The organism is Streptomyces sp. NBC_01296 (assembly GCF_035984415.1).
Taxonomy (GTDB): domain Bacteria; phylum Actinomycetota; class Actinomycetes; order Streptomycetales; family Streptomycetaceae; genus Streptomyces.
In genome coordinates this window covers 3,260,925-3,282,690 of record NZ_CP130720.1, presented here as the reverse complement: position 1 = coordinate 3,282,690, position 21,766 = coordinate 3,260,925, and the positions used below count along the sequence as shown (strand labels likewise).

Genomic DNA, 21,766 nt, shown 5'->3' with positions numbered 1-21,766 from the left:
CGGGGCCGCCCCTTCCGTCCTTCCGGGGGGTCAGAGCCGCGCCCGGGTCGCCTCCATCAGCCGGACGACCGAGGTGTCGGCCACCGCCGCCACCTCCTCGTACGGGAACCAGCGCAGGTCCAGCGACTCCTCGCTGATCTCCGCCACCGCGTCGGCCGGCGCCAGCGCCGCGTACTGCACGTCCAGGTGCCAGTTGCACGGCGCCGGGATCGGGTGCCGGTCCAGCCGTACGGGGCCGCCCGGCAGCAGGGTCAGTCCGGACGAGATGCCCGACTCCTCGACCGCCTCGCGCAGCGCGGCCCCGGCGAGGGTGGTGTCCTCGGGCTCGCAGTGCCCGCCCATCTGGAGCCAGATGCCGAGCTTCTTGTGCAGGGTCAGCAGGACGCGCCCGCCCGCCGGGTCGACGACCAGCGCGCTGCCGGTGATGTGCCCGGCCCGGCAGGGCTTGTAGACCCCGTCGGGGTGCTCGGCCAGGTGCTCCAGATAGAGGTCTCGCAGCTCGGGCTGGCCCTCGTACTGCTTGAGGACCAGCACCGTGTCGTCGTACAGGCTCACTTCTTTGCTTCACCCTCGCCGTCGGATTCGCCGTCGCCCTGCTCGTCCTGCTTGCCCTGCTCGTCCTGCTTGCCCTGGTCGCGCTTCTGCGCCGCCTCGCCGAGCATCTTGTCGATCTCGGAGAAGTCCAGCTGCTCGCGGTGCACGAACCCGTCCGGGTCGTCGAGGTCCGAGGCCGCCGGCAGCATGTCGGGGTGCTCCCACAGGCCGTCGCGGCCGTCCACGCCGCGCGCGTCGGTCAGCGAGGCCCACAGCCGCGAGGCGTCCCGCAGCCGGCGCGGGCGCAGCTCCAGCCCGACCAGCGTCGCGAAGGTCTGCTCCGCCGGACCGCCCGAGGCGCGCCGCCGGCGCATGGTCTCGCGCATGGCGTCCGCCGAGGTCAGCCGGGGCTTGGCCGCCTCGTGCACGACCGCGTCCACCCAGCCCTCGACCAGCGCGAGCGCCGTCTCCAGGCGGGCCAGCGCGGCCTTCTGCTCGGGGGTGTCCTGCGGCTGGAACATGCCGCCCTGCAGGGCTTCCTGCAGCTGCTCCGGGTTCGACGGGTCGAGCTGGCCGACCACGTCCTCCAGCTTCGAGGTGTCGACCTTGATGCCCCGCGCGTACCCCTCGACCGCGCCGAACAGGTGCGAGCGCAGCCACGGCACGTGCGCGAAGAGCCGGGCGTGGGCCGCCTCGCGCAGGGCCAGGTACAGCCGTACCTCCTCGGCGGGGACGCCCAGGTCCTTGCCGAAGCTCTCGATGTTCAGCGGCAGCAGGGCGGCCTTGCCGGCCGGGCCCAGCGGCAGGCCGATGTCGGTGGAGCCGACGACCTCGCCCGCGAGCGCGCCCACGGCCTGCCCGATCTGCTGGCCGAACATGGCCCCGCCCATCGAGCGCATCATGCCGAGCAGCGGGCCCGCCATGGCCTGCATCTCCTCGGGCAGCACGCTGCCCATGGCCGCGCCGACGCGCTCGGCGACCGGGTCCACGAGCTCCTTCCACACCGGGAGGGTCGCCTCGACCCACTCGGCGCGGCTCCACGCGACGGCCGTGGTGGCGCCCGAGGGCAGCGAGGTCACCCCGTCCAGCCAGTGGTCGGCGAGGCGCACGGCCTCCTCGACGGCCGACTTCTCGGCGACGCCGACGCTCGTGTCCTTCACTCCGTCCGCCGTGCCCTGCGCGACGGTCTGGCGGGCGATGTCCTTGGCCATGTCCCAGTTCACGGGACCGCCCTCGTAGCTGAGCATCTGGCCGATCTGCTGGAAGGCCGCGCCCAGGTCGTTCGGGTTCATCGAGCCGAACATCGCCGCGAACGGGTTGTCCGCGGCGCCGGGGCCGCCGGCGCCGCCCGGCAGGCCCATGCCCGGGAACCCGAACGGATTCGGGCCGCCCTGACCGCCCTGATTGCCCTTCTTCTTGCCCTCGTCGCCGTTCTCAGGCTCCTCCGGCGGAAGGCCAAATCCGAATGGGGTGTCGCTCACGGGTTTCCTCGGCTCGTAGGGCCGCCGGCAGGGCCGACGGGAAATGGTCCGACAACACCACCCAGCGTAGACACCACACCCGCTTCCGGGCTCGGTGCTCCGCCGACTCCTGGGCTGCGGCAGGATGGACATCACCTGGTAGGTACGCGTCACGGCGCGTCCCTACTGAAGACAACCGCTGGAGACGCCTGGTGAGTTCCCCAGATCCGCAGGTTCGCGCGCCGCACGACGCCGAAAACCGCCCTGAGCACGGTGAGAGCGCCCTCGGCGTTCGCCAGCCGCGAAACCAGCCGGACCCCCGCAGGAACGGCCCCGTGATCGCCGTGACCGGCGCCGCCTCCGGGGTCGGGGCGGCCCTGGTGGCCCGCCTGGCCGCCTCCGACGAGGTCAAGCAGGTCGTGGCGATCGACGAGCGGCGCGGTGACTGCGCGGCCGCGCAGTGGCACGTCCTGGACGTACGGGACCCCGCGATCGCCGAGAAGCTGCGCGGCGCCGACGTGGTCGTGCACCTGGCGCTGGACCTCGACCTCGAGACGGACCCGGCGGCCCGTACGGCGTACAACGTGCGCGGGACCCAGACCGTACTGACGGCCGCCGCGGCGGCGGGGGTGCACCGCGTCGTGCTGTGCACCTCGGCGATGGTCTACGGGGCCCTGCCGGACAACGACATCCCGCTTTCGGAGGACTCCGAGCTGCGGGCCACGGCCGAGGCGACCGGCGTCGGCGACCTGCTGGAGATCGAGCGGCTGGGCCGCCGGGCGCCGCGGGCCCACCCCGGCCTGAACGTCACGGTGGTCCGCCCGGCGGTCCTGGTCGGCGGCACGGACACCGCCCTGACCCGCTATTTCGAGTCCCCGCGCCTGCTGGTGGTGGCCGGATCCCGGCCGACCTGGCAGTTCTGCCACGTGGAGGACCTGGTCAGCGCGCTGGAGTACGCCGCCCTGGAGAAGGTCGAGGGCGAGCTCGCGGTGGGCTGCGAGGGCTGGCTGGAGCAGGAGGAGGTCGAGGAGCTGAGCGGCATCCGCCGCATGGAGCTCCCGTCGGCGGTCGCGCTGGGCGCGGCGGCCCGGCTGCACCGGATCGGCCTGACGCCGTCCCCGGCGGGCGACCTCGCGTACACGATGCACCCGTGGGTGGTCAGCGTCAGCGGGCTGCACGCGGCGGGCTGGCGGCCCCGCTGGACCAACGAGGAGGTGCTGGCCGAGCTCCTCCAGGAGGTCGCGGGCCGGCACACGGTCGCGGGCCGCCGCCTGGGCCGCAAGGACGCCACCGCCGCGGGTGCCGCGGGCGCGACCGTCGCCCTGCTCGGCGCCGCCGCGGTGGTCCGCGCCGCCCGCCGCCGCCGAGGCCTCTAACCCCGCCCACGGCTTCGGGCTGCGCCCTGGCCACGGCTTCGGGCTGCGTCCTGGCCACGGCTTCGGGCTGCGTCCTGGCCACGGCTTCGGGCTGCGTCCTGGCCACGGCTTCGGGCTGCGTCCTGGCCACGGCTTCGGGCTGCGTCCTGGCCACGGCTTCGGGCTGCGTCCTGGCCACGGCTTCGGGCTGCGTCCTGGCCACGGCTTCGGGCTGCGTCCTGGCCACGGCTTCGGGCTGCGCCCTGGCCACGGCTTCGGGCTGCGCCCTGGCCACGGCTTCGGGCTGCGCCCTGGCCACGGCTTCGGGCTGCGCCCTGGCCACGGCTTCGGGCTGCGCCCTGGCCACGGCTTCGGGCTGCGCCCTGGCCACGGCTTCGGGCTGCGCCCTGGCGCGGTGGGCCTTGCCGCGGCTCCTGGGTTCGCCGGCGTCGGCCGGTGGTGGCTCGGGGCCGTTGGGGGCGGGGGTTCTGTAGGAGGCTCCATATCTGCAGGTCGTGCAGCCGGTCGAATTGGCTATTCCGGGATGTGAGAGCGGTGGTGCACGATGGCTGCATGGCACCGCACTTCGACCACCCCGGCGAGCAGGCCGCTTCGGACCCGATCCGGCTCCTCGAGATCCGTGAGACCCCGCTCTCGATCGACGAGGTCTTCACGGCCGTCGGCGACGACGCGACGGGCGGAACGACGCTCTTCGTCGGCACGGTGCGCAACCACGACAGCGGGGCGGACGTCGACGCGCTCGGCTACTCCTGCCACCCGACGGCCGAGGCCGAGATGCGCCGCGTCGCCGAACGCGTGGTGGCCAAGTACCCGGTCCGTGCCCTGGCCGCGGTCCACCGGGTCGGCGACCTGTCCGTCGGCGATCTCGCGGTGATCGTGGCCGTGTCCTGCCCGCACCGCGGCGAGGCCTTCGAGGCCTGCCGGATGCTGATCGACGACCTGAAGCACGAGGTCCCGATCTGGAAGCACCAGACGTTCTCCGACGGCACGGAGGAATGGGTCGGCGCCTGCTGACGGCCGGCCGGGGGTTCGGCGGGCGGAGTCCGGCGCGGTCGGGCGAAGCCTGGGAGGCGCCCTGGCGCCGTGCAGTGCGAGGGCGGCCGGGAAGGCGGGGTCGTTCTCCGACGGCACGGAGGAATGGGTCGGCGCCTGCTGACGGCCGGCCGGGGGTTCGGCGGGCGGAGTCCGGCGCGGTCGGGCGAAGCCTGGGAGGCGCCCCGGCGCCGTGCAGTGCGAGGGCGGCGGTGAAGGAGGGCCCCGGGCGCGGGGTGGTTTTCGCGAACCGGTACTGTCCCACCCGTTCGGCCGCGCAACACGCCCTCGATTTGCGTAACCCCCTCCCGGGCACGAGCGTTGAAGCCACCAACGACACGTACTTTCGGGGCAGGGAGGCACGTCCATGGCGTCATTGGCGTGGTTGCTGATTCCGCTGTTCGCCGCGATCGGAGCGGCGATATGGGGCAGCTGGGCGGCGCGCGACCGCACTCAAGGTGACATATCCGAACTCGCGGGTTACGCGAGGTTCCGTGAAGCGATGGACAAGGCCGATCAGGCCAGGGTGAAGGAAGCGGCCCATTCCGGTTCCGACGCGGTGTGACGCGTCCCGGGCGAGGCCCCCAGGCCCTCTGAGAATCTGCTGAGAGTTCCGCGTACGGCCCCCGTAGGGACCGGCCCCGGCGGCCGCCCGTCAGGGCCGTCCCGTACTGTCGATCCATGCCACGCCGCACTGCGACGATGCTCGCCTCCACCCTCATGCTGTTCGCGCTGCTCTGCGCAGGGGTGTTCATCAAGGTCCCGTACTCGGAAATGAGCCCGGGCCCGACGGTGAACACGCTCGGGGACTCGCGCGGCGAGCCCGTCATCAGCATCGCGGACCACAAGACGTACCCGACCAGCGGGCACCTCAACATGACGACGGTCCGCGTCACGGGCGCCGACTACGACATGAACCTGCTCGAAGCGGTCTACGGCTGGCTGTCCGACGACAACATCGTCGTCCCGCACGAGAACCTCTACCCGGACGGGAAGACGGAGGAGCAGTCCACCCAGGAGAACGCGGAGGAGTTCAGCCAGTCGCAGGAGAGCGCCAAGGTGGCCGCCCTCAAGGAGCTGGGCACGCCGGGGGTCACCACCCGCGTCGTGGTCTCCACCGTCGTCAAGGGCAGCCCCGCCGAGGGCAAGCTGCACGCCGGTGACGTGATCCGGGCCGTCGACGGCAGCCCGGTGGGCGCCCCCGAGGACGTGGCCAAGTTCGTCACCAAGCGCAAGGCCGGCGAGCCGGTCGAGTTCACCATCGTGCCCATGGCCGAGGCGGCCGAGGCCGAGAAGGCGCACCGCGAGCCCACCGGGTCGAACAAGGTCGTGATCACCACCGCCAAGGCGGAGGGCGACGGGCACGCCATCGTCGGCATCCGGGCGGGCACCGACCACACCTTCCCGTTCGCGATCGACATCAAGCTCGCCGACGTCGGCGGCCCGAGCGCGGGCCTCATGTTCGCCCTCGGCATCGTCGACAAGCTCACCCCGGGCGATCTCACCGGCGGCAAGTTCGTCGCGGGCACCGGCACCATCGACGACGCGGGCAAGGTCGGCCCCATCGGCGGCATCCAGATGAAGACGATCGGCGCCCGCCAGGCCGGAGCCGAGTACTTCCTGACACCCGCCGAGAACTGCTCCTCCGCCACCCAGCACATCCCCGACGGCCTGACCCTCGTGAAGGTCTCCACCATCGGCGACGCCACGAAGGCGCTGGAGAAGATCAGCAAGGGGGACACGGCCGGGCTGCCGCAGTGCGGCAAGCCCTGACCCGTCCGAAGCTCGCGATCAGTCCAGGAACGTCGCGGCCAGCGCGTCGGCCAGGCCCGGGACCAGGCTCGCGCCGGTCAGCACCTCGGTCGACGAGTCCTTCTCGCGCAGGCGTACGGCCGACTCCCGCGATCCGTCGCGCAGCACGCCCACGGTGAGCCGCACCTCCTGCCGGTCCGGGTGGGCGGCGACCCACTTGGCCAGCTGCTTGTCGCTGAGCCCCTCCGGTACGGAGGCCTCCGCGGACGGCGGCAGCATCAGCCGCTCCACCGTCAGCGCACAGCCGACGATCGACGGGGGCCAGGCGATGGTTCCCAGGAACTTGTCCAGCGGCGTGCCCTTCGGCACCTCGTCCTGCTCGATCGGGGTGAGCTGGCTCTTGCCCGCGTCGTCCTGGTCGAGGCCGAGCTGGCCCGCGAGCCGGGGCTCCGACTTGCGGAGCCTGGCGGTGTCGACGAGTGCGAAGAGCCGGGCGGGCTTGTCCCAGCCGAGGGTGGAGGCGTACTCGTCGATCTCGAGGACGGCACGCGTCAGGGGGGTGGCGGCCATCGGCGTGCCGCCCGGGGAAGGCGAAAGGTTGGACATGGACAACATCCTGCCTCCTCTCCACCCGATAACGGGAACTGACTAAAGCCTCAGTAAGTTGAATGAGTGGGCCCTACCATCGGGGGCCCAGCTTGAGAAATGTCAGTAACGAGACTCAGCGACTTTCGAGGTGCGCACCTTGGCTTTCCAGATGCCGGACCGCGGCGGAGGCCCCTCCGGGCCACGGATGAGAGTCGGCCGCCCCTCCCGGCGTGCCCGAACTCTTCTGATGACCTTGGGCGTACTGGCCGTCCTCGGCATGGCGTTCATCATGTTCGCGGGCTTCTGGACGGACTGGCTCTGGTTCCGCTCCGTGAAGTACTCCACCGTCTTCACCACCACCCTGTGGACCAAGATCGGCCTCTTCGCCGTCTTCGGCCTGCTGATGGCGGGTGCCGTCGGGCTGAACATCTGGCTGGCGTACCGGCTGCGGCCGCCGCTGTCCGCGATGTCGATGGAACAGCAGAGCCTCGACCGCTACCGGATGAGCGTCGCCCCGTACAAGACGTGGCTGCTCCTCGGGATCGCGGCGCTCGTCGGCATGATCGCGGGCGCCTCGGCGGCGGGCCAGTGGAAGACCTGGCTGATGTACGTGAACGGGGTGCCCTTCGGGCAGAAGGACCCCCAGTTCCATCTGGACGTGTCGTTCTACACCTTCGACCTGCCCTGGTACCGCTTCCTGCTCGGCTTCGGCTTCGCCGCCGTCGTGCTGTCGGTGATCGCCGCGGTCGTCGTCCACTACCTGTACGGCGGACTGCGCGTGACCAGCCCGGGCGCCCGGGCCACCGCCGCGGCGACCGGGCACCTGTCGGTGCTGCTCGGCCTCTTCGTGACGCTGAAGGCGGTCGCGTACTGGCTCGACCGGTACGGCCTCGCCGTGAAGTCCAGCGACTTCAAGGCCGCGGACAACTGGACCGGCCTGCGCTACGTCGACGCGAACGCGTACCTGCCGGCGAAGACGATCCTGGTCGCCATCGCCGCCATCTGCGCCGTGCTCTTCTTCGCGACCCTGTGGCGCCGCACCTGGCAGCTGCCCGTCATCGGCTTCGGCCTGATGGTGCTCTCGGCGATCCTGATCGGCGGGCTCTACCCGGCGATCGTGCAGAAGTTCCAGGTCCAGCCGAACGAGCAGGCCAAGGAATCGCCGTACGTCGAGAAGAACATCAAGGCGACGCGTGACGCGTACGGGATCGACCAGTCCGACGTGAAGGACTACCCGGGCGTCCCGCAGACCGAGGACAAGACCAAGCTGCGGCAGGCGGCCAACACCACCGCCAGCGTCCGGCTCCTCGACCCGAACATCGTCTCCCCGGCCTTCCAGCAGCTCCAGCAGGTCAAGGGCTACTACGCCTTCCCGTCCACGCTCGCCGTGGACCGGTACAGCGGCCAGGACACGGTCATCGGGCTGCGCGAGCTGAACATCGGCGGCATCCCGAAGAACAACTGGATCAACGACCACTTCAAGTACACGCACGGCTACGGCGTGGTCGCGGCCAAGGGCACCACCGTGAAGGACGGCGCTCCCGACTTCACGCAGTCCGACCTGCCCTCCAAGGGGATGTTCGGCACGGACTTCGAGCAGCGCATCTATTACGGCGAGCAGACGAAGCAGTACTCGATCGTCGGCGGACCGCAGAAGGAGCTCGACTACTCGGACGACAAGGGCGAGAAGGAGACGAGCTACACGGGCGACTCCGGCGTCAACCTCGACAACCCGGTCAACCGGGCGGCGTACGCGCTCGCGTTCAGCGAGCCGCAGATCCTGTACTCCGGAGCCATCGGCGACGGTTCGCGGATCCTCTACCACCGCACGCCGAAGGAGCGCGTCGAAGCCGTCGCCCCGTGGCTGACCATCGACGGAGCCCCGTACCCGGCGGTCATCGACGGCCGGATCAAGTGGATCGTCGACGCGTACACGACGACGAACGGCTACCCGTACGCCTCACGCACCACGCTGGGCCAGAGCACCGCGGACTCGCTCACCAACAGCCAGCGCGCGGTGGTGGCGCAGGAGAACCAGGTCAACTACATCCGCAACTCGGTCAAGGCCACCGTCGACGCGTACGACGGCACGGTCAGCCTGTACCAGTGGGACACCGAGGACCCGGTCCTGAAGACCTGGATGAAGGCGTTCCCGGGGACGGTCAAGCCCAAGAGCGACATCTCCAAGCCGCTCATGGACCACCTGCGCTACCCGCAGGACCTCTTCAAGGTCCAGCGCGAGCTGCTCACCCGGTACCACGTCACGGACCCGCAGACCTTCCTCAGCGGCAGCGAGGCCTGGGCCGTCCCGGACGACCCGACGACCAAGGCCGGCACGGCGGTCCCGCCGTACTACCTGTCGATGAAGATGCCGGACCAGAAGGAGAAGGACCAGGTCTTCTCGCTCACGACGACGTTCACGCCGAACGAGCGGGACAACCTGAGCGCCTTCATGGCGGTCAACGCAGATCCCGGCACCCCGGACTACGGCAAGATCAGAATCCTGAAGCTGCCGACCAGCAAGCCGGTCGACGGCCCCAAGCAGGTGCAGAGCAAGTTCCAGTCCGAACCGAAGATCGCCGAGTCGATCCGGCTGCTGCGCGGCGGTGACTCCGAGGTCGAGTACGGCAACCTGCTCGCGGTGCCGCTGGACGGCGGGATGCTGTACGTGGAGCCGGTGTACGTGCGCAGTTCGGGGCTGAAGTACCCGCTGCTGCGCAAGGTGCTGGTGACGTACGGCGGCCAGACCGCGTTCGAGGACTCCCTGGAGAAGGCGCTGAACGTGGTCTTCGGAGCCGAGGCGCCGACGGTGCCCACGACTCCGGTGACCCCGCCCGGCGAGGGCACCACCACGCCCCCGACCGCCACGGACCCGACGGTCAAGACGGCCCTCGACGATGCGAAGAAGGCGATCGAGGCAGCCGAGAAGGCCCGTCAGGCAGGCGACTGGGCGGCCTTCGGCAAGGCCCAGGACGACATCAAGGCGGCCCTGCAGCGGGCGATCGACGCGGAGGCCAAGGTGGCGACCCCGAAGCCCGGTGGTTAGTCGGTAATGGCTCGGTCCCGTGTCGTGATACTGTGGTTTCACCGACGCGGGGTGGAGCAGCTCGGTAGCTCGCTGGGCTCATAACCCAGAGGTCGCAGGTTCAAATCCTGTCCCCGCTACTGAAGATGAAGGCCCGGATCCATGGGATCCGGGCCTTCGTCATGTCCAGGTTCGGCACGTCCTTCGTCATGTCCAGGAGGACACGCGGGGGTCATGAGGTAGCTGGGACGGGTGAGTTGGGGCGGGAGCGTGTTTGACTTATCTCTCTGTGGGCATGTCGACAAAACGCTGTAGTGACCTCACAGGCTGCGACATACCAGGTGTACGCGGGTAGCAGGTGATGCGACGATGGGATTTATGGGGGACAGGTCAACTCTGCTGGAGACAGGGCGGTTTGTGAGGGCGGAAGTCGAATCGGGCGCAGAGGCCAACGAGGAGGCTCCGGTCGTTAACGCGCAGACCGCACTGACCGATGCGGATTTCGCGGAGGAAATGTTCGCCGAGACCGACCCGGCGAGCGACACCGAGCTGGAAGCACGGCACCGGGTCGCGGCCGACCGGGGGGACCCGGGCGCGATGAGCGTGCTCGGGGCGCTGCTGCTGCGCCGCGGCGACCTGGCCGGCGCCGAGCCGTACCTGCGCGGCGCCACCGCGGAGGGGGACCGCGCCGCCGCCAACAACCTGGGAGTGCTGCTGCTCCAGCGGGGCTACCCCGAGGAGGCCGCCGGCTGGTGGCGGGTCGCCGCCGTCGCCGGATCCGCGCCGGCCGCACACGCGCTGGGCCGCCACTTCCGCGAGCGCGGGGACGAGCCCGCCGCCGAGTACTGGCTGCGCCAGGCGGCCGAATCCGGCCATGCCCTGGGTGCGTACGGGCTCGCCGACCTGCTGGAGCACCGCGGTGACAAGGGCGTCGAGCGCTGGCTGCGCCAGGCGGCCGAGCAGGGGCACCGCGAGGCCGCGTACCGGCTGGCCCGGCACCTGCGCAAGGGCGACCCCACCGAGGCCGAGCAGTGGTACCGGCAGGCCGCCGCGCGCGGGCACCGGCGGGCCGCGCTGCACCTGGGCGCCCTGCTGGAGGCGCGCGGGGAGCTCAAGGAGGCCGGGCGCTGGTACCTGACCTCCGCCAAGCAGGGCGAGGCACGGGCCGCGTGCGCGCTCGGCTTCCTGCTGCGCGACGCCGGCGACGAGGAGAGCGCCGTCGCGTGGTGGAACCGGGCCGCGCAGGACGGCGACGGCAACGCCGCCAATGCACTGGGCGCCCTGCACGCCGCGCGGGGGGAGACCCAGACCGCGGAGAAGTGGTACCGGACCGCCATGGACGCGGGCGACCAGAACGGGGCGTACAACCTTGCTTTGCTGTGCGCCGCACAGGAGCGGACCGCGCAGGCCGAGCAGTGGTACCGGCGTGCGGCCTACGCCGGCCACCGCGAGGCGGCCAACGCGCTCGCGATCATGCTGCTGCAGGTCGGCGACGCGGCGGGGGCCGAGCCGTGGTTCTCGAAGGCGGCCGAGGCGGGCAGCGTCGACGCGGCGTTCAACCTCGGGATCCTGTTCGCGAGCCGGGACGAGGACCGCACGGCGCTGAAGTGGTACGAGCGGGCCGCGTCGGCGGGCCACACGGACGCGGCGCTCCAGGTCGGCATCGCGCTGGTGCGCGACGGTGAGGACCGGGCGGCCGAGCGGCACCTGCGCTGCGCCGCGGGCGGCGGCAGCGCGGAGGCGGCGTTCCGGCTGGCCGCACTGCTGGAATCGCTGGCTCCGCCGCCGGAGCCGGTGGCGCTGGGCGAGCCGGCCGGCGGCGCCGAGCCCACCGAGAGCGAGGAGTGGTACGAGCGCGCCGCGGAGCTGGGGCACCGCCGTGCGCAGGTCCGGGTCGGGATGCTGGCCGCTGCGCGGGGCGATCTGGCCGTCGCGGCGCGGTGGTACCGGGAGGCGGCCGAGGCAGGCTCCCGCAACGGTGCGTTCAACCTCGGGCTGCTGCTCGCCCGGGAAGGGAACGAGCCGGAGGCCGCGCTGTGGTGGACCCGGGCCGCGGTGGCGGGCCACGGCCGGGCGGCGCTGCGGCTGGGGCTGCTCGCCGCGCGGCACGGGGACCTGGCGGAGGGACAGAAGTGGTGCGTCCGGGCCATGGAGCTGGGGCCGGCGGAGGTGTCCGAGCGGGCCGCCCGGCTCCGCGAAGCCCTCGCCGAGGAGCTCTCCGCCTGACCCCCGGCCCGCGCCCCGAACGCCGGCGGGGCTACCCCGGAGCCACATCGTTAAGCGATTTGCATCTGTCGGGGGGCGTCGCGTAAAGTCGTGTTTACCGACGCGGGGTGGAGCAGCTCGGTAGCTCGCTGGGCTCATAACCCAGAGGTCGCAGGTTCAAATCCTGTCCCCGCTACTGAAGACTGAAGGCCCGGATCCTCTGGATCCGGGCCTTCAGCCGTTTCACGACGAAAAGAGTCGAAAAGAACGGGCCCGGGAGCGCTGCTCCCGGGCCCGTCTTCGTCCGTCGTCCGTCACGCCCCCGCGCAGGACGGGCACAGGCCCCGGTACGTGACCTCGACCGCCGACACCACGAAGCCGAAGCGCTCCGCGTCCGGGAGGTCCGCCAGCGGGTTGCCCGACGGGTGCACGTCGCGGATCGCGCCGCACTGGGCGCAGACCAGGTGCTGGTGGGGCTGGTGGGCGTTCGGGTCGTACCGCTTGGCCCGGCGGTCCGTGGAGACCTCCAGGACCTCGCCGAGGGACACGAGCTCGCCCAGCGTGTTGTAGACGGTGGCGCGCGAGATCTCCGGCAGCTTGTCCACCGCCCGGGCGTGCACCTCGTCGGCCGTCAGGTGAACGTGGTCACCGTCGAGCACCTCGGCCACGACACGCCGCTGTGCGGTCATGCGCCATCCGCGTCCGCGAAGTCGTTCCAGCAGGTCACTCATGGACACCAGCCTAACAGCGAGGGGATTCGGTGTAACTCCCGAACCTGTGTGGAATTGGATTCTTACTTGACTTAGACAAAGTCCATCGTAGGATCGAGTACGGCAAAGGCCAAGGACAGGACACGCAGGGAATGACGCAGGAGGCGCACGTGACGCAGGGACCGCTCACCACGGAGGCCGGGGCTCCGGTCGCCGACAACCAGAACAGCGAGACGGCCGGCGTCGGAGGTCCCGTTCTGGTCCAGGACCAGCTGCTCCTCGAGAAGCTGGCGCACTTCAACCGCGAGCGCATCCCGGAGCGCGTGGTGCACGCCCGCGGCGCCGGCGCGTACGGCACGTTCACCCTCACCCGTGACGTCTCGCAGTGGACCCGGGCGAAGTTCCTGTCCGAGGTCGGCAAGCAGACCGAGACCTTCCTGCGCTTCTCCACCGTCGCGGGCAACCTCGGTGCGGCCGACGCGGTGCGAGACCCCCGAGGCTGGGCGCTGAAGTTCTACACCGAAGAGGGCAACTACGACCTCGTCGGCAACAACACCCCGGTGTTCTTCATCAAGGACGCCATCAAGTTCCCCGACTTCATCCACACCCAGAAGCGCGACCCGTACACCGGCTCGCAGGAGGCGGACAACGTCTGGGACTTCTGGGGTCTGTCGCCCGAGTCCACCCACCAGGTGACCTGGCTGTTCGGCGACCGCGGCATCCCGGCGTCCTACCGCCACATGAACGGCTACGGCTCGCACACGTTCCAGTGGAACAACGAGGCCGGCGAGGTCTTCTGGGTCAAGTACCACTTCAAGACCGACCAGGGCATCGAGAACCTCACCCAGGCCGAGGCCAACCGCCTCGCCGGCGAGGACCCCGACTCGCACCAGCGCGACCTGCGCGAGTCCATCGAGCGCGGCGAGTTCCCGACGTGGACCGTGCAGGTCCAGATCATGCCGGCGGCGGACGCGGCCGAGTACCGCTTCAACCCGTTCGACCTCACCAAGGTGTGGCCGCACGAGGACTACCCGCCGATCGAGATCGGCAAGCTCGAGCTCAACCGCAACCCGGAGAACGTCTTCGCCGAGGTCGAGCAGAGCATATTCAGCCCGGCGCACTTCGTCCCCGGCATAGGCCCGTCCCCGGACAAGATGCTCCAGGGCCGCCTCTTCGCGTACGGCGACGCCCACCGCTACCGCGTCGGCATCAACGCCGACCACCTGCCGGTGAACCGCCCGCACGCCACCGAGGCGCGCACCAACTCCCGTGACGGCTTCCTGTACGACGGCCGCCACAAGGGTGCGAAGAACTACGAGCCGAACAGCTTCGGCGGCCCCTTCCAGACGGACCGTCCGCTGTGGCAGTCCACCGCGGTCACCGGCGGCACGGGCAACCACGCCGCCCCGGTGCACTCCGAGGACAGCGACTTCGTCCAGGCGGGCAACCTCTACCGCCTGATGTCCGAGGACGAGAAGTCCCGTCTGATCGAGAACCTGTCCGGCTTCATCGCCAAGGTCTCCCGTGACGACCTCGCCGAGCGCGCGATCAACAACTTCCGCCAGGCTGACGGTGACTTCGGCAAGCGGCTGGAGGCCGCGGTCCAGGCCCTCCGCGGCTGATCCCCCGCTCGCCGAGAGCTGAAGGGCCGGACCCCGACGGGGTCCGGCCCTCCGGCTTGCGCCGGTACGTGCGGTGCTACGCCGGTACGGTGCTCCTCCTCGCCGGCACCCAGCAGCGGATGACGTCGCGTACGGACACGATGCCGACGGGCCCGCCGTGCTCCAGCACGATCAGATGGCGGAAGCCGCCGTGGACCATCGCCTCGGCGGCCTCCTGGACGGTGGCCTGCGGGGTGCAGAACACCACGTTGTTGGTGGTGTGCGCGCCCACGGACTCCCGGTCGGGATCGTGTCCGGCGCCGATGGAGTTGAGGATGTCGCGTTCGGTCAGGATGCCGATTCCGCTGTGGTCGGGATCGAGGACGACGGCTGCGCCGACCCGTCGGCCGGACATCAGGCAGGCCGCCTGCCGGAGGGTGTGGGCGGGTCCGAGGGTGAGGATCACGGTGCTCATGGCGTCGCGGACGAGCATGAAGAGAGCCACCTCCTGGGGAGAGTCCCTCCGCTTGGGTGGGTGCACCCGGTGAAGGTCCGCACCGAACGGGCACGGAACTTAGAGAAGGCCTTCACAAGCGCACAAGCGGATGGATCCTCAGATTCCCATGGACACGGAGGGTCATCAAGAGGGCGCACCCGGTTGTCCGGGTGCAGGGCCCGAACGGCTCAGGCGCGCGGGCGCAGACATCCCAGCATTTCCTCGTGCAACAGCCCGTTCGAAGCCGCCGCGTTCCCGCCGTGCACGCCTTCCGCGCCGTCCAGGTCGGTGAACCGGCCGCCCGCCTCCTGGACCACGACCGCGATGGCCGCCATGTCCCACAGGTTCAGCTCCGGCTCGGCGCACAGGTCCAGCGAGCCCTCCGCGACCATCATGTACGGCCAGAAGTCGCCGTACCCGCGGGTCCGCCAGCACTGCCGGGTCAGGTCCAGGAACCCGGCGAGCCGGCCCTGCTCCTCCCAGCCGCTCAGCGAGGAGTACGCGAACGAGGCGTCGCCCAGGGTGCCCACCTTCGAGACCCCGAGCGGGACGGGCGCAGCGCCCAGCGCACCGCCGGCGTACGCGCCCCCGCCCTGCGCCGCCCACCAGCGGCGGCCCAGCGCCGGCGCCGAGACGACGCCGACCACCGGCCGGAAGACCCCGTCGGCGCCCTCCTCCATCAGCGAGATCAGCGTGGCCCAGACGGGGACGCCGCGCACGTAGTTCTTCGTACCGTCGATCGGGTCCACGACCCAGCGGCGCGGACCGCTGCCCTTGAGGCCGTACTCCTCGCCCAGGATGGCGTCGGCGGGCCGCGCGGCCTCGATCCCGGCCCGGACGATCTCCTCGGCGGCCTTGTCCGCCTCGCTCACCGGGGTCATGTCCGGCTTCGTCTCGACCTTCAGGTCGAGGGCGCGGAAACGCAGCATCGTGGCGGCGTCCGCCGCATCGGCGAGCTCAAGGGCAAGGCGGAGGTCATCGTCATACTCGGGCATGGCCGAACAGTATCGGGACTCCCCGGACCCGGCGAACGGCGTCCACGGTGCGACCGGCAGGCGCCCTTGACAGGTTCTGTCGGTCCGTCAACTCTGGCGGGAAGGCCGAGCGGGGGAAGTCGAGCGGGGAGGCGCGGATGCCGGCAGCCCGGGAGTCCTTGCTGGAAGCGGCGGGAGCGGCTCTCCTGGCGCGCCCCTGGCCGTCCGTGCGGATGGTCGACGTGGCGGCCACCGCCGGGGTGTCCCGGCAGACCCTCTACAACGAGTTCGGCGGCAAGGCGGGCCTGGGCCGGGCCCTGGTGCGCCAGGAGGCCGACTGGTACCTCGAAGGGGTGGACCGGGTCCTGCGCTCCCCGGCCGGGGCCGCCGAGCGCCTCGCCTCGGTCGCGGAGTGGACCGTACGGGCGGCCCGCGCGCGTCCCCTCGTACGGGCCCTGCTGACGGGGTGCTGGGACGGGAACTTACCGATGCCGCCCGGGCAGGGAATACGGCCGGGCGTACCGGCCCCGGGACCCGGGGAGTTGGCCCGGGCCGTCCGCGACCGGGCCTCGGTGGCGCTCACCCCGGGGGAGGGGGCGCAGCGGTGCGAGCTCGCCGTACGCCTCGCGCTGTCCTACGTGATAGCCCCGGGCGAGGAGCCGGGACTCGGTGAGCTGATGCGGCTGCTGCGCCTGCTCAGTGAGCCGAACCGGACAGCTGGAGGCCGATGACGCCCAGGATGACCAGCGAGATCGAGACGAGTTTGAGGGTCGAGACCAGATCGCCGAGGAAGACCATGCCGTAGATGGCCGTCCCGGCGGCCCCGATGCCCGTCCACACCGCGTAGGCCGGGCCCACGTCCAGTTTCTTCAGGGCCAGGGTCAGCAGCCCGAAGCTGCCGAGCGCGAAGGCGGCGAAGGCGATGGTCGGCCACAGCCGGGTGAACCCGTGGGACAGCTTGAGGCAGACCGCGAAACCGGTCTCCAGGATTCCGGCGACGACCACCAGCAGCCACGCCATGGCGCATGCCTCCCCGCGTCAGGTGACGTCATGTCACGTGGTGCGATTATGCATTTACCAGACGTGGCGCTCGGCAAACCCCGCCGGACGATCAGTCTCCTTCGCGGCGCTCGCGGGTCTGGAGCAGCCGCCGCAGCGAGTACAGGCGCGCCGGATCCGCGTGGCCTTCCTCCACCCACTTGTCGAGCGCGCAGTCCTGCTCGTCGTGGCTGCAGGCCCGCGGGCAGCCCTCCGTACCGGGAACCAGTTCCGGGAAGGCCAGGATCACCCGGGACGGGTCCACGTGGTGCAGGCCGAACGAGCGCACGCCCGGGGTGTCGATGACCCAGCCGTCGCCGCCCGGCAGCGGCAGTGCGAGCGCCGAGGTGGTGGTGTGCCGGCCGCGGCCGGTCACCGCGTTGACGTGCCCGGTGGCGCGCTGGCGGCCCTCGGCGACCAGCGAGTTCACCAGGGTGGTCTTGCCGACGCCCGAGTGGCCGACGAACGCGGTGATCCGGCCGTTCAGGCGCTCGCGCACCCGGTCGGCGGCGTCGCCGCTCGCCAGCTCCTCGCGGTTGGTGACCACGTAGTTCAGGCCGAACGTCGAGTAGATCTCCAGGATCTTGTCCGCCGAGGTCAGGTCCGACTTCGTGAGGACCAGCAGCGGCTCCAGCCCGGCGTCGTACGCGGCCACCAGACAGCGGTCGATCATCCTGGGCCGCGGCTCCGGATCGGCCAGCGCCGTGACGATCGCCAGCTGGTCCGCGTTGGCGACGACCACCCGCTCGTACGGGTCGTCGTCGTCCGCGGTGCGCCGCAGGACGGACTTGCGCTCCTCGATCCGCACGATCCGCGCGAGGGTGTCCTTCTTGCCGGTCAGATCGCCGACGATCCAGACCCGGTCGCCGACCACCGCCGCCTTGCGGCCCAGCTCGCGGGCCTTCATCGCGTGGATCGTGCGGCCGTCGACCAGGCAGGTCAGCCGGCCGCGGTCGACGGTCAGGACGAAGCCCTCGGCCGCGTCCTCGTGCTTGGGCCGGATGGTGGTCCGGGGCCGGTTGCCCTTGGGGTTGGGCCGCTGACGGATGTCGTCCTCGTCGGTGTGCTTGCCGTACCTGCGCATGACGGGGCCCTACGCTCCCGCTCCTGCGAGCATGTCGGCCCACATCCTGGGGAAGTCCGGCAGGGTCTTCGCGGTCGTCGCCACGTTCTCGATCTCCACGCCCTCCACCGCCAGGCCGATCACCGCACCCGCGGTGGCCATCCGGTGGTCGTCGTACGTGTGGAACACGCCGCCGTGCAGCGGGCGCGGGCGGATGTGCAGGCCGTCGGCGGTCTCGGTGACCTCGCCGCCGAGCCCGTTGATCTCCGCAGTCAGCGCCGCCAGCCGGTCCGTCTCGTGCAGCCGCAGGTGCGCCACCCCGCGCAGGGTGGACGGGGAGTCGGCCAGTGCCGCCACGGCCGCGATGCCCGGGGTCAGTTCGCCGACCTCGCTCAGGTCCACGTCGATGCCGTGGATCTTGCCGCTGCCGGTGAAGACCAGGCCCGCGTCGGTCAGCTCGCAGGAGCCGCCCATCTCGGTGAAGATCCGGCGCAGCTCGTCGCCGGGCTGGGTGGTGCGGCGCGGCCAGTCCGGGATCGTGACCGTGCCGCCGGTGATCAGGGCCGCCGCCAGGAACGGCTGCGCGTTCGACAGGTCCGGCTCCACGACCATGTCCCGGCCCAGCAGCGCGCTCGGCGCGACCCGCCACACGTTCGGCTCGCCGCCCGCCTCGGGGGTGTCGACCTGGGCGCCCGCCGCGCGCAGCATCTCCACCGTCATCCGGATGTGCGGCATCGACGGCAGCGCGGTGCCCACGTGCCGGACCTCGACGCCCTGGTTGAAGCGCGGGCCGGAGAGCAGCAGCGCCGAGACGAACTGCGAGGAGTTGGAGGCGTCGATCTCGACGACGCCGCCCTCCAGGGCCCCGCCGCCCTGGACCGTCAGGGGCAGCGCGCCCCGGCCGTCGTCGTCGATCCGGGCGCCGAGGGCGCGCAGGGCGCTGATGACCTGGCCGAGCGGGCGCTCGTAGGAACGCGGGTCGCCGTCGAAGCGGATGTCGCCGGCGGCCAGGGTGGCGACGGGCGGCAGGAAGCGCATGACCGTGCCCGCATTGCCGACGTCGACCGTGGCCGGGCCGTGCAGGGCGGCCGGGATGATCCGCCAGGCCTCGCCGCCGGAGCCGTCACCGGAGCTGGAGGAGGCGGTCTCCTCGATGCCGACACCCAGCGCGCGCAGCGCGTCCGCCATCAGCCGGGAATCGCGCGAGCGCAGCGGGCGGCGCACCCAGCCCGGCTCGGCGGCGAGCGCGGCGAGGACGAGGGCGCGGTTGGTGACCGACTTCGACCCGGGCACGGTGACGGTGGCGTGGACGGTGCCGTCGGCGAGCGGAGCGGGCCAGAGGGCATGGAGCGCGGGGGTCTCGGTCATGGCCCCCACTTTAGTGGTTCCTCCCGGGCCCAGATCTTGATCGCGCCGCCGCAGCGGGGCCGGACGGGATCCGTCTCAGAGGTTGAGAAGCCAGCGCCCGCCGCCGATGAGCGAGCACAGCGCGACGGCGTGGAACAGGAGCAGCCAGGCCACCGGATGGACGTGGGTGAGCCGCCCCAGCTGGTCCGCGTCGGAATCCGGCGCCCCGCCGTGCCGGCGCTTGGCGCCCAGCTCGAAGACCGGCCGCACGCCGCCCATCAGCAAGAACCACACCACCAGGTACGCGAAGGCCGCCTGGACCTCGGCCGGGGCGAGCCAGGAGACCAGGACGAACGCGGCGCCGGACAGCACCACCGTCAGGGCGCCGTACGCGTTCCGGATCATCACCAGCATCGCCAGCAGCAGCGCGGTGGCCGCCCACAGCAGCAGCGTGATCCGGTGGGCCGACAGCAGCGCGGCCCCGCCGAGCCCGAGCAGCGAGGGCGCCGGGTATCCGGCGGCGGCGGTCAGGATCATCCCGGGCCCGGTCGCCTTGCCGACGCTGACGGTGACCCCGCTGGTGTCGGAGTGCAGCCGGATCCCGTCCAGCTTCCGTCCGGTCAGCAGCGCGATCAGCCCGTGGCCGCCCTCGTGCGCGATGGTCACGGCGTTGCGGGACAGCCGCCACAGCGGGCGCGGCCCCACGGCGGCCAGCGCGACCACGCCCGTCACGATCACCAGCCACAGGGCCGGCGGGGTCTGTATGCCGGTCAGCCGGTCCCACAGGCCGGCGGTCGTGGTGCTGTCCATAGAGTGGCGGACTCCTTGCGGTGGTGAGCGGGTGAGATGGCAGTGTGGCAGCCATGTGCGGAAGGTATGCAGCGAGTCGCAAGCCCGAGGACCTGGTGGAGGCCTTCGGCATCGAGCGGTGGGAGCCGGAGGAGACCCTGGCACCCGACTGGAACGTGGCGCCGACGAAGGCGGTCCACGTCGTCCTCGACCGTCCTGTGAAGGACGCTCCGGATCCGCGTCCGGTTCGTCAGCTGCGCACCCTGAAGTGGGGGCTCGTCCCGTCCTGGGCCAAGAACCCCGACGGCGCCGCCCGGATGATCAACGCCCGGTCCGAGACGCTGGCCGAGAAGCCGTCCTTCCGCCGGCCCTTCGCGCAGCGCCGCTGCATCGTCCCGGCCGACGGCTACTACGAGTGGGTCACCGCCCACGACGAGCGGCAGCTCGAGGTCGAGGGCAAGAAGAAGCGGTCCCGCAAACAGCCCTACTTCGTGCTCCCCGCCGACGGCTCCGTCTTCGCCATGGCCGGGGTGTACGAGTTCTGGCGCGACCCGACCCTCCCCGGCGACCACCCGCAGGCCTGGTGGGCGACCTGCTCGGTGATCACCGCCGAGGCCGAGACCGGGCCGCTGGCCGTGGCCCCCGCCGAGGGCCCGGCCTCGCTCGCCGAGATCCACCCCCGGATGCCGCTGATGCTGACCCCGGACCGCTGGGATGCCTGGCTGGACCCGGCCCGCACCGACACCGACGAACTCCAGGGCCTGCTCATGCCGCCGCCGGGCGGGCTGATGCGCGCGTACCCGGTGTCCACGGCCGTCAGCAACGTGCGCAACAACGGGCCGGAGCTGCTCGACGAGCTGGCCGCGCCGCAGGAGTGCACGCTGTTCTGACCCGTGCAGGATGGGTCCATGACCACCCGTACGCGCACCGAGAGCGTCGACACCCCGGCGGGCGAGGCCCGCATCACCTGGCATCCCGCCCCCGCCCGCACGGCCCGCCTCGTACTGGCCGTCAGCCACGGCGCCGGCGGCGGGATCGAGGCCCGCGACCTCCAGGCCCTGGCCGCCGCCCTGCCCGCGCAGGGGGTCACCGTGGCGCTGGTCGAGCAGCCGTGGCGGGTCGCCGGGAAGAAGGTGGCCGCCGCGCCCAAGGTGCTCGACGAGGGCTGGCGCGGCCTGTGGCCGGCGCTGGCGAAGCCCGGGCTGCCCGTCGTGGCGGGCGGGCGCAGCGCCGGGGCCCGGATGGCCTGCCGCACCGCCGCAGAGCTGGGGGCGGCCGGGGTGCTGGCGCTGGCGTTCCCGCTGCACCCGCCGGGCCGGCCCGAGAAGTCCCGGGCCGAGGAGCTGACCGGCGCCGGGCGGCCCACCCTGGTCGTCCAGGGCGGCCGGGACCCCTTCGGGCGGCCCGGGGAGTTCCCGCCGCCGACCGCGCGGGCGGCGTACGAACTGGTGGAGGTCCCGCACGCCGATCACGGCTTCGCGGTGCCGAAGAAGGCCGGTCCGACCCAGGAGGAAACCCTCGAGGCGATCACCGGGGCCGTCGCCGCATGGCTCGCCGGACTTCCCCTCTGACGTGATCCCGATCACCTTTCGGAGCCTGCCCGGCGCAGGCCCCCGGCCCCGGGAATGCACGGCCGGGCCCTTCTGTTGTGCCGGATGTCGGAAACGCACGGGAAATCGTCGGAGGAGAGGGAGCGCATGACCCAGGTCATCAGCCAGCACCGTCCGCAGGCGGCAGGCCTGGACTGGACGGTCCTGCCCGGGCCCAAGCGCGGCC

The 21,766-nt window shown here is 71.7% G+C and carries 20 protein-coding genes, 2 tRNA genes and 1 pseudogene; 12 read left to right on the top strand and 11 right to left on the bottom strand.

Going from position 1 to position 21,766, the window contains the following annotated elements:
* Nucleotides 1–30 precede the first annotated feature (30 nt).
* Nucleotides 31–555, bottom strand: a complete 525-nt coding sequence (locus OG299_RS14550; RefSeq protein ID WP_327361699.1) for an NUDIX hydrolase — start codon at nucleotides 553–555, stop codon at nucleotides 31–33.
* The gene (locus OG299_RS14545) at nucleotides 552–2,015 is read right to left on the bottom strand and encodes a zinc-dependent metalloprotease (RefSeq protein WP_327361698.1); all 1,464 of its coding nucleotides are present in this window, start codon (nucleotides 2,013–2,015) and stop codon (nucleotides 552–554) included. The genes OG299_RS14550 and OG299_RS14545 overlap by 4 nt, the downstream gene beginning before the upstream one ends.
* Nucleotides 2,016–2,206: 191 nt before the next feature.
* Between OG299_RS14545 and OG299_RS14540 the strand changes: the two genes are divergently transcribed.
* On the top strand, nucleotides 2,207–3,370 hold the full coding sequence (locus tag OG299_RS14540; RefSeq protein ID WP_266625699.1) for an SDR family oxidoreductase: 1,164 nt from the start codon (nucleotides 2,207–2,209) through the stop codon (nucleotides 3,368–3,370).
* A 31-nt stretch (nucleotides 3,371–3,401) separates the two neighbouring features.
* On the opposite strand, the pseudogene OG299_RS42735 reads toward OG299_RS14540, so the two are convergent.
* A pseudogene (locus OG299_RS42735) lies at nucleotides 3,402–3,929 on the bottom strand (hypothetical protein); the annotation flags it as partial.
* Between OG299_RS42735 and OG299_RS14535 the strand changes: the two are divergent.
* The 3 genes from OG299_RS14535 (at nucleotide 3,923) to OG299_RS14525 (ending at nucleotide 6,175) form a co-directional block, all read left to right on the top strand.
* Entirely contained in the window at nucleotides 3,923–4,384 is a 462-nt protein-coding gene (locus tag OG299_RS14535) for a molybdenum cofactor biosynthesis protein MoaE (protein WP_266625697.1), read from the top strand. The pseudogene OG299_RS42735 and the gene OG299_RS14535 sit on opposite strands and share 7 nt — an antisense overlap.
* 385 nt (nucleotides 4,385–4,769) lie before the next feature.
* Complete coding sequence (locus OG299_RS14530) at nucleotides 4,770–4,967, top strand: hypothetical protein (protein WP_030859410.1); 198 nt, start codon at nucleotides 4,770–4,772, stop codon at nucleotides 4,965–4,967.
* A 116-nt stretch (nucleotides 4,968–5,083) separates the two neighbouring features.
* Nucleotides 5,084–6,175 (top strand): YlbL family protein, encoded by a 1,092-nt coding sequence (locus OG299_RS14525; protein ID WP_266625692.1) that lies wholly within the window; start codon nucleotides 5,084–5,086, stop codon nucleotides 6,173–6,175.
* An 18-nt stretch (nucleotides 6,176–6,193) separates the two neighbouring features.
* Here OG299_RS14525 and OG299_RS14520 read toward each other — a convergent pair whose 3' ends face one another.
* Complete coding sequence (locus tag OG299_RS14520; protein WP_266625690.1) at nucleotides 6,194–6,769, bottom strand: PPA1309 family protein; 576 nt, start codon at nucleotides 6,767–6,769, stop codon at nucleotides 6,194–6,196.
* A 142-nt stretch (nucleotides 6,770–6,911) separates the two neighbouring features.
* On the opposite strand from OG299_RS14520, the gene OG299_RS14515 reads away from it, so the two are divergent.
* The 4 genes from OG299_RS14515 (at nucleotide 6,912) to OG299_RS14500 (ending at nucleotide 12,168) form a co-directional block, all read left to right on the top strand.
* Entirely contained in the window at nucleotides 6,912–9,788 is a 2,877-nt protein-coding gene (locus tag OG299_RS14515) for a UPF0182 family membrane protein (protein ID WP_266633233.1), read from the top strand.
* Nucleotides 9,789–9,833: 45 nt separating this feature from the next.
* Nucleotides 9,834–9,907 (top strand) — tRNA-Met (locus tag OG299_RS14510).
* A gap of 238 nt (nucleotides 9,908–10,145) precedes the next feature.
* A complete protein-coding gene (locus OG299_RS14505; RefSeq protein WP_406512682.1) occupies nucleotides 10,146–11,993 on the top strand; it encodes a tetratricopeptide repeat protein in 1,848 nt (615 codons plus the stop codon).
* 101 nt (nucleotides 11,994–12,094) lie between these two features.
* A tRNA-Met gene (locus OG299_RS14500) sits at nucleotides 12,095–12,168 on the top strand.
* Nucleotides 12,169–12,286: 118 nt separating this feature from the next.
* On the opposite strand, the gene OG299_RS14495 is transcribed toward OG299_RS14500, so the two are convergent.
* Complete coding sequence (locus OG299_RS14495) at nucleotides 12,287–12,703, bottom strand: Fur family transcriptional regulator (RefSeq protein WP_053784599.1); 417 nt, start codon at nucleotides 12,701–12,703, stop codon at nucleotides 12,287–12,289.
* A gap of 131 nt (nucleotides 12,704–12,834) precedes the next feature.
* Between OG299_RS14495 and OG299_RS14490 the strand changes: the two genes are divergently transcribed.
* On the top strand, nucleotides 12,835–14,304 hold the full coding sequence (locus tag OG299_RS14490; protein ID WP_266625685.1) for a catalase: 1,470 nt from the start codon (nucleotides 12,835–12,837) through the stop codon (nucleotides 14,302–14,304).
* A 76-nt stretch (nucleotides 14,305–14,380) separates the two neighbouring features.
* Here OG299_RS14490 and OG299_RS14485 read toward each other — a convergent pair whose 3' ends face one another.
* Both OG299_RS14485 and hisN read right to left on the bottom strand, forming a co-directional pair.
* Complete coding sequence (locus OG299_RS14485) at nucleotides 14,381–14,776, bottom strand: CBS domain-containing protein (RefSeq protein WP_053784601.1); 396 nt, start codon at nucleotides 14,774–14,776, stop codon at nucleotides 14,381–14,383.
* Between the two features lie 191 nt (nucleotides 14,777–14,967).
* Entirely contained in the window at nucleotides 14,968–15,774 is an 807-nt protein-coding gene (gene hisN / locus OG299_RS14480; protein WP_266625683.1) for a histidinol-phosphatase, read from the bottom strand.
* A 137-nt stretch (nucleotides 15,775–15,911) separates the two neighbouring features.
* Between hisN and OG299_RS14475 the strand changes: the two genes are divergently transcribed.
* Entirely contained in the window at nucleotides 15,912–16,484 is a 573-nt protein-coding gene (locus tag OG299_RS14475) for a TetR/AcrR family transcriptional regulator (protein WP_266625681.1), read from the top strand.
* On the opposite strand, the gene OG299_RS14470 is transcribed toward OG299_RS14475, so the two are convergent.
* The 4 genes from OG299_RS14470 to OG299_RS14455 all read right to left on the bottom strand — a co-directional run bounded on the left by OG299_RS14470 (nucleotide 16,450) and on the right by OG299_RS14455 (nucleotide 20,011).
* Entirely contained in the window at nucleotides 16,450–16,773 is a 324-nt protein-coding gene (locus OG299_RS14470) for a DMT family transporter (protein WP_030153546.1), read from the bottom strand. The genes OG299_RS14475 and OG299_RS14470 overlap by 35 nt on opposite strands.
* A 91-nt stretch (nucleotides 16,774–16,864) precedes the next feature.
* On the bottom strand, nucleotides 16,865–17,875 hold the full coding sequence (gene rsgA, locus OG299_RS14465) for a ribosome small subunit-dependent GTPase A (RefSeq protein ID WP_327361697.1): 1,011 nt from the start codon (nucleotides 17,873–17,875) through the stop codon (nucleotides 16,865–16,867).
* 9 nt (nucleotides 17,876–17,884) lie between these two features.
* Nucleotides 17,885–19,222: a 3-phosphoshikimate 1-carboxyvinyltransferase gene (gene aroA, locus OG299_RS14460; protein WP_327361696.1), complete on the bottom strand. Its 1,338-nt coding sequence runs from the start codon at nucleotides 19,220–19,222 to the stop codon at nucleotides 17,885–17,887.
* A gap of 75 nt (nucleotides 19,223–19,297) precedes the next feature.
* Complete coding sequence (locus tag OG299_RS14455) at nucleotides 19,298–20,011, bottom strand: M50 family metallopeptidase (RefSeq protein WP_266625674.1); 714 nt, start codon at nucleotides 20,009–20,011, stop codon at nucleotides 19,298–19,300.
* 53 nt (nucleotides 20,012–20,064) lie between these two features.
* Here OG299_RS14455 and OG299_RS14450 point away from each other — a divergent pair, with 53 nt between their 5' ends.
* Both OG299_RS14450 and OG299_RS14445 read left to right on the top strand, forming a co-directional pair.
* Nucleotides 20,065–20,880 carry an SOS response-associated peptidase gene (locus OG299_RS14450; protein ID WP_266625672.1) on the top strand — a complete coding sequence of 272 codons (816 nt, stop codon included), beginning with the start codon at nucleotides 20,065–20,067 and terminating at the stop codon, nucleotides 20,878–20,880.
* Between the two features lie 18 nt (nucleotides 20,881–20,898).
* Complete coding sequence (locus OG299_RS14445; RefSeq protein WP_327361695.1) at nucleotides 20,899–21,561, top strand: alpha/beta hydrolase family protein; 663 nt, start codon at nucleotides 20,899–20,901, stop codon at nucleotides 21,559–21,561.
* Nucleotides 21,562–21,766 lie beyond the last annotated feature (205 nt).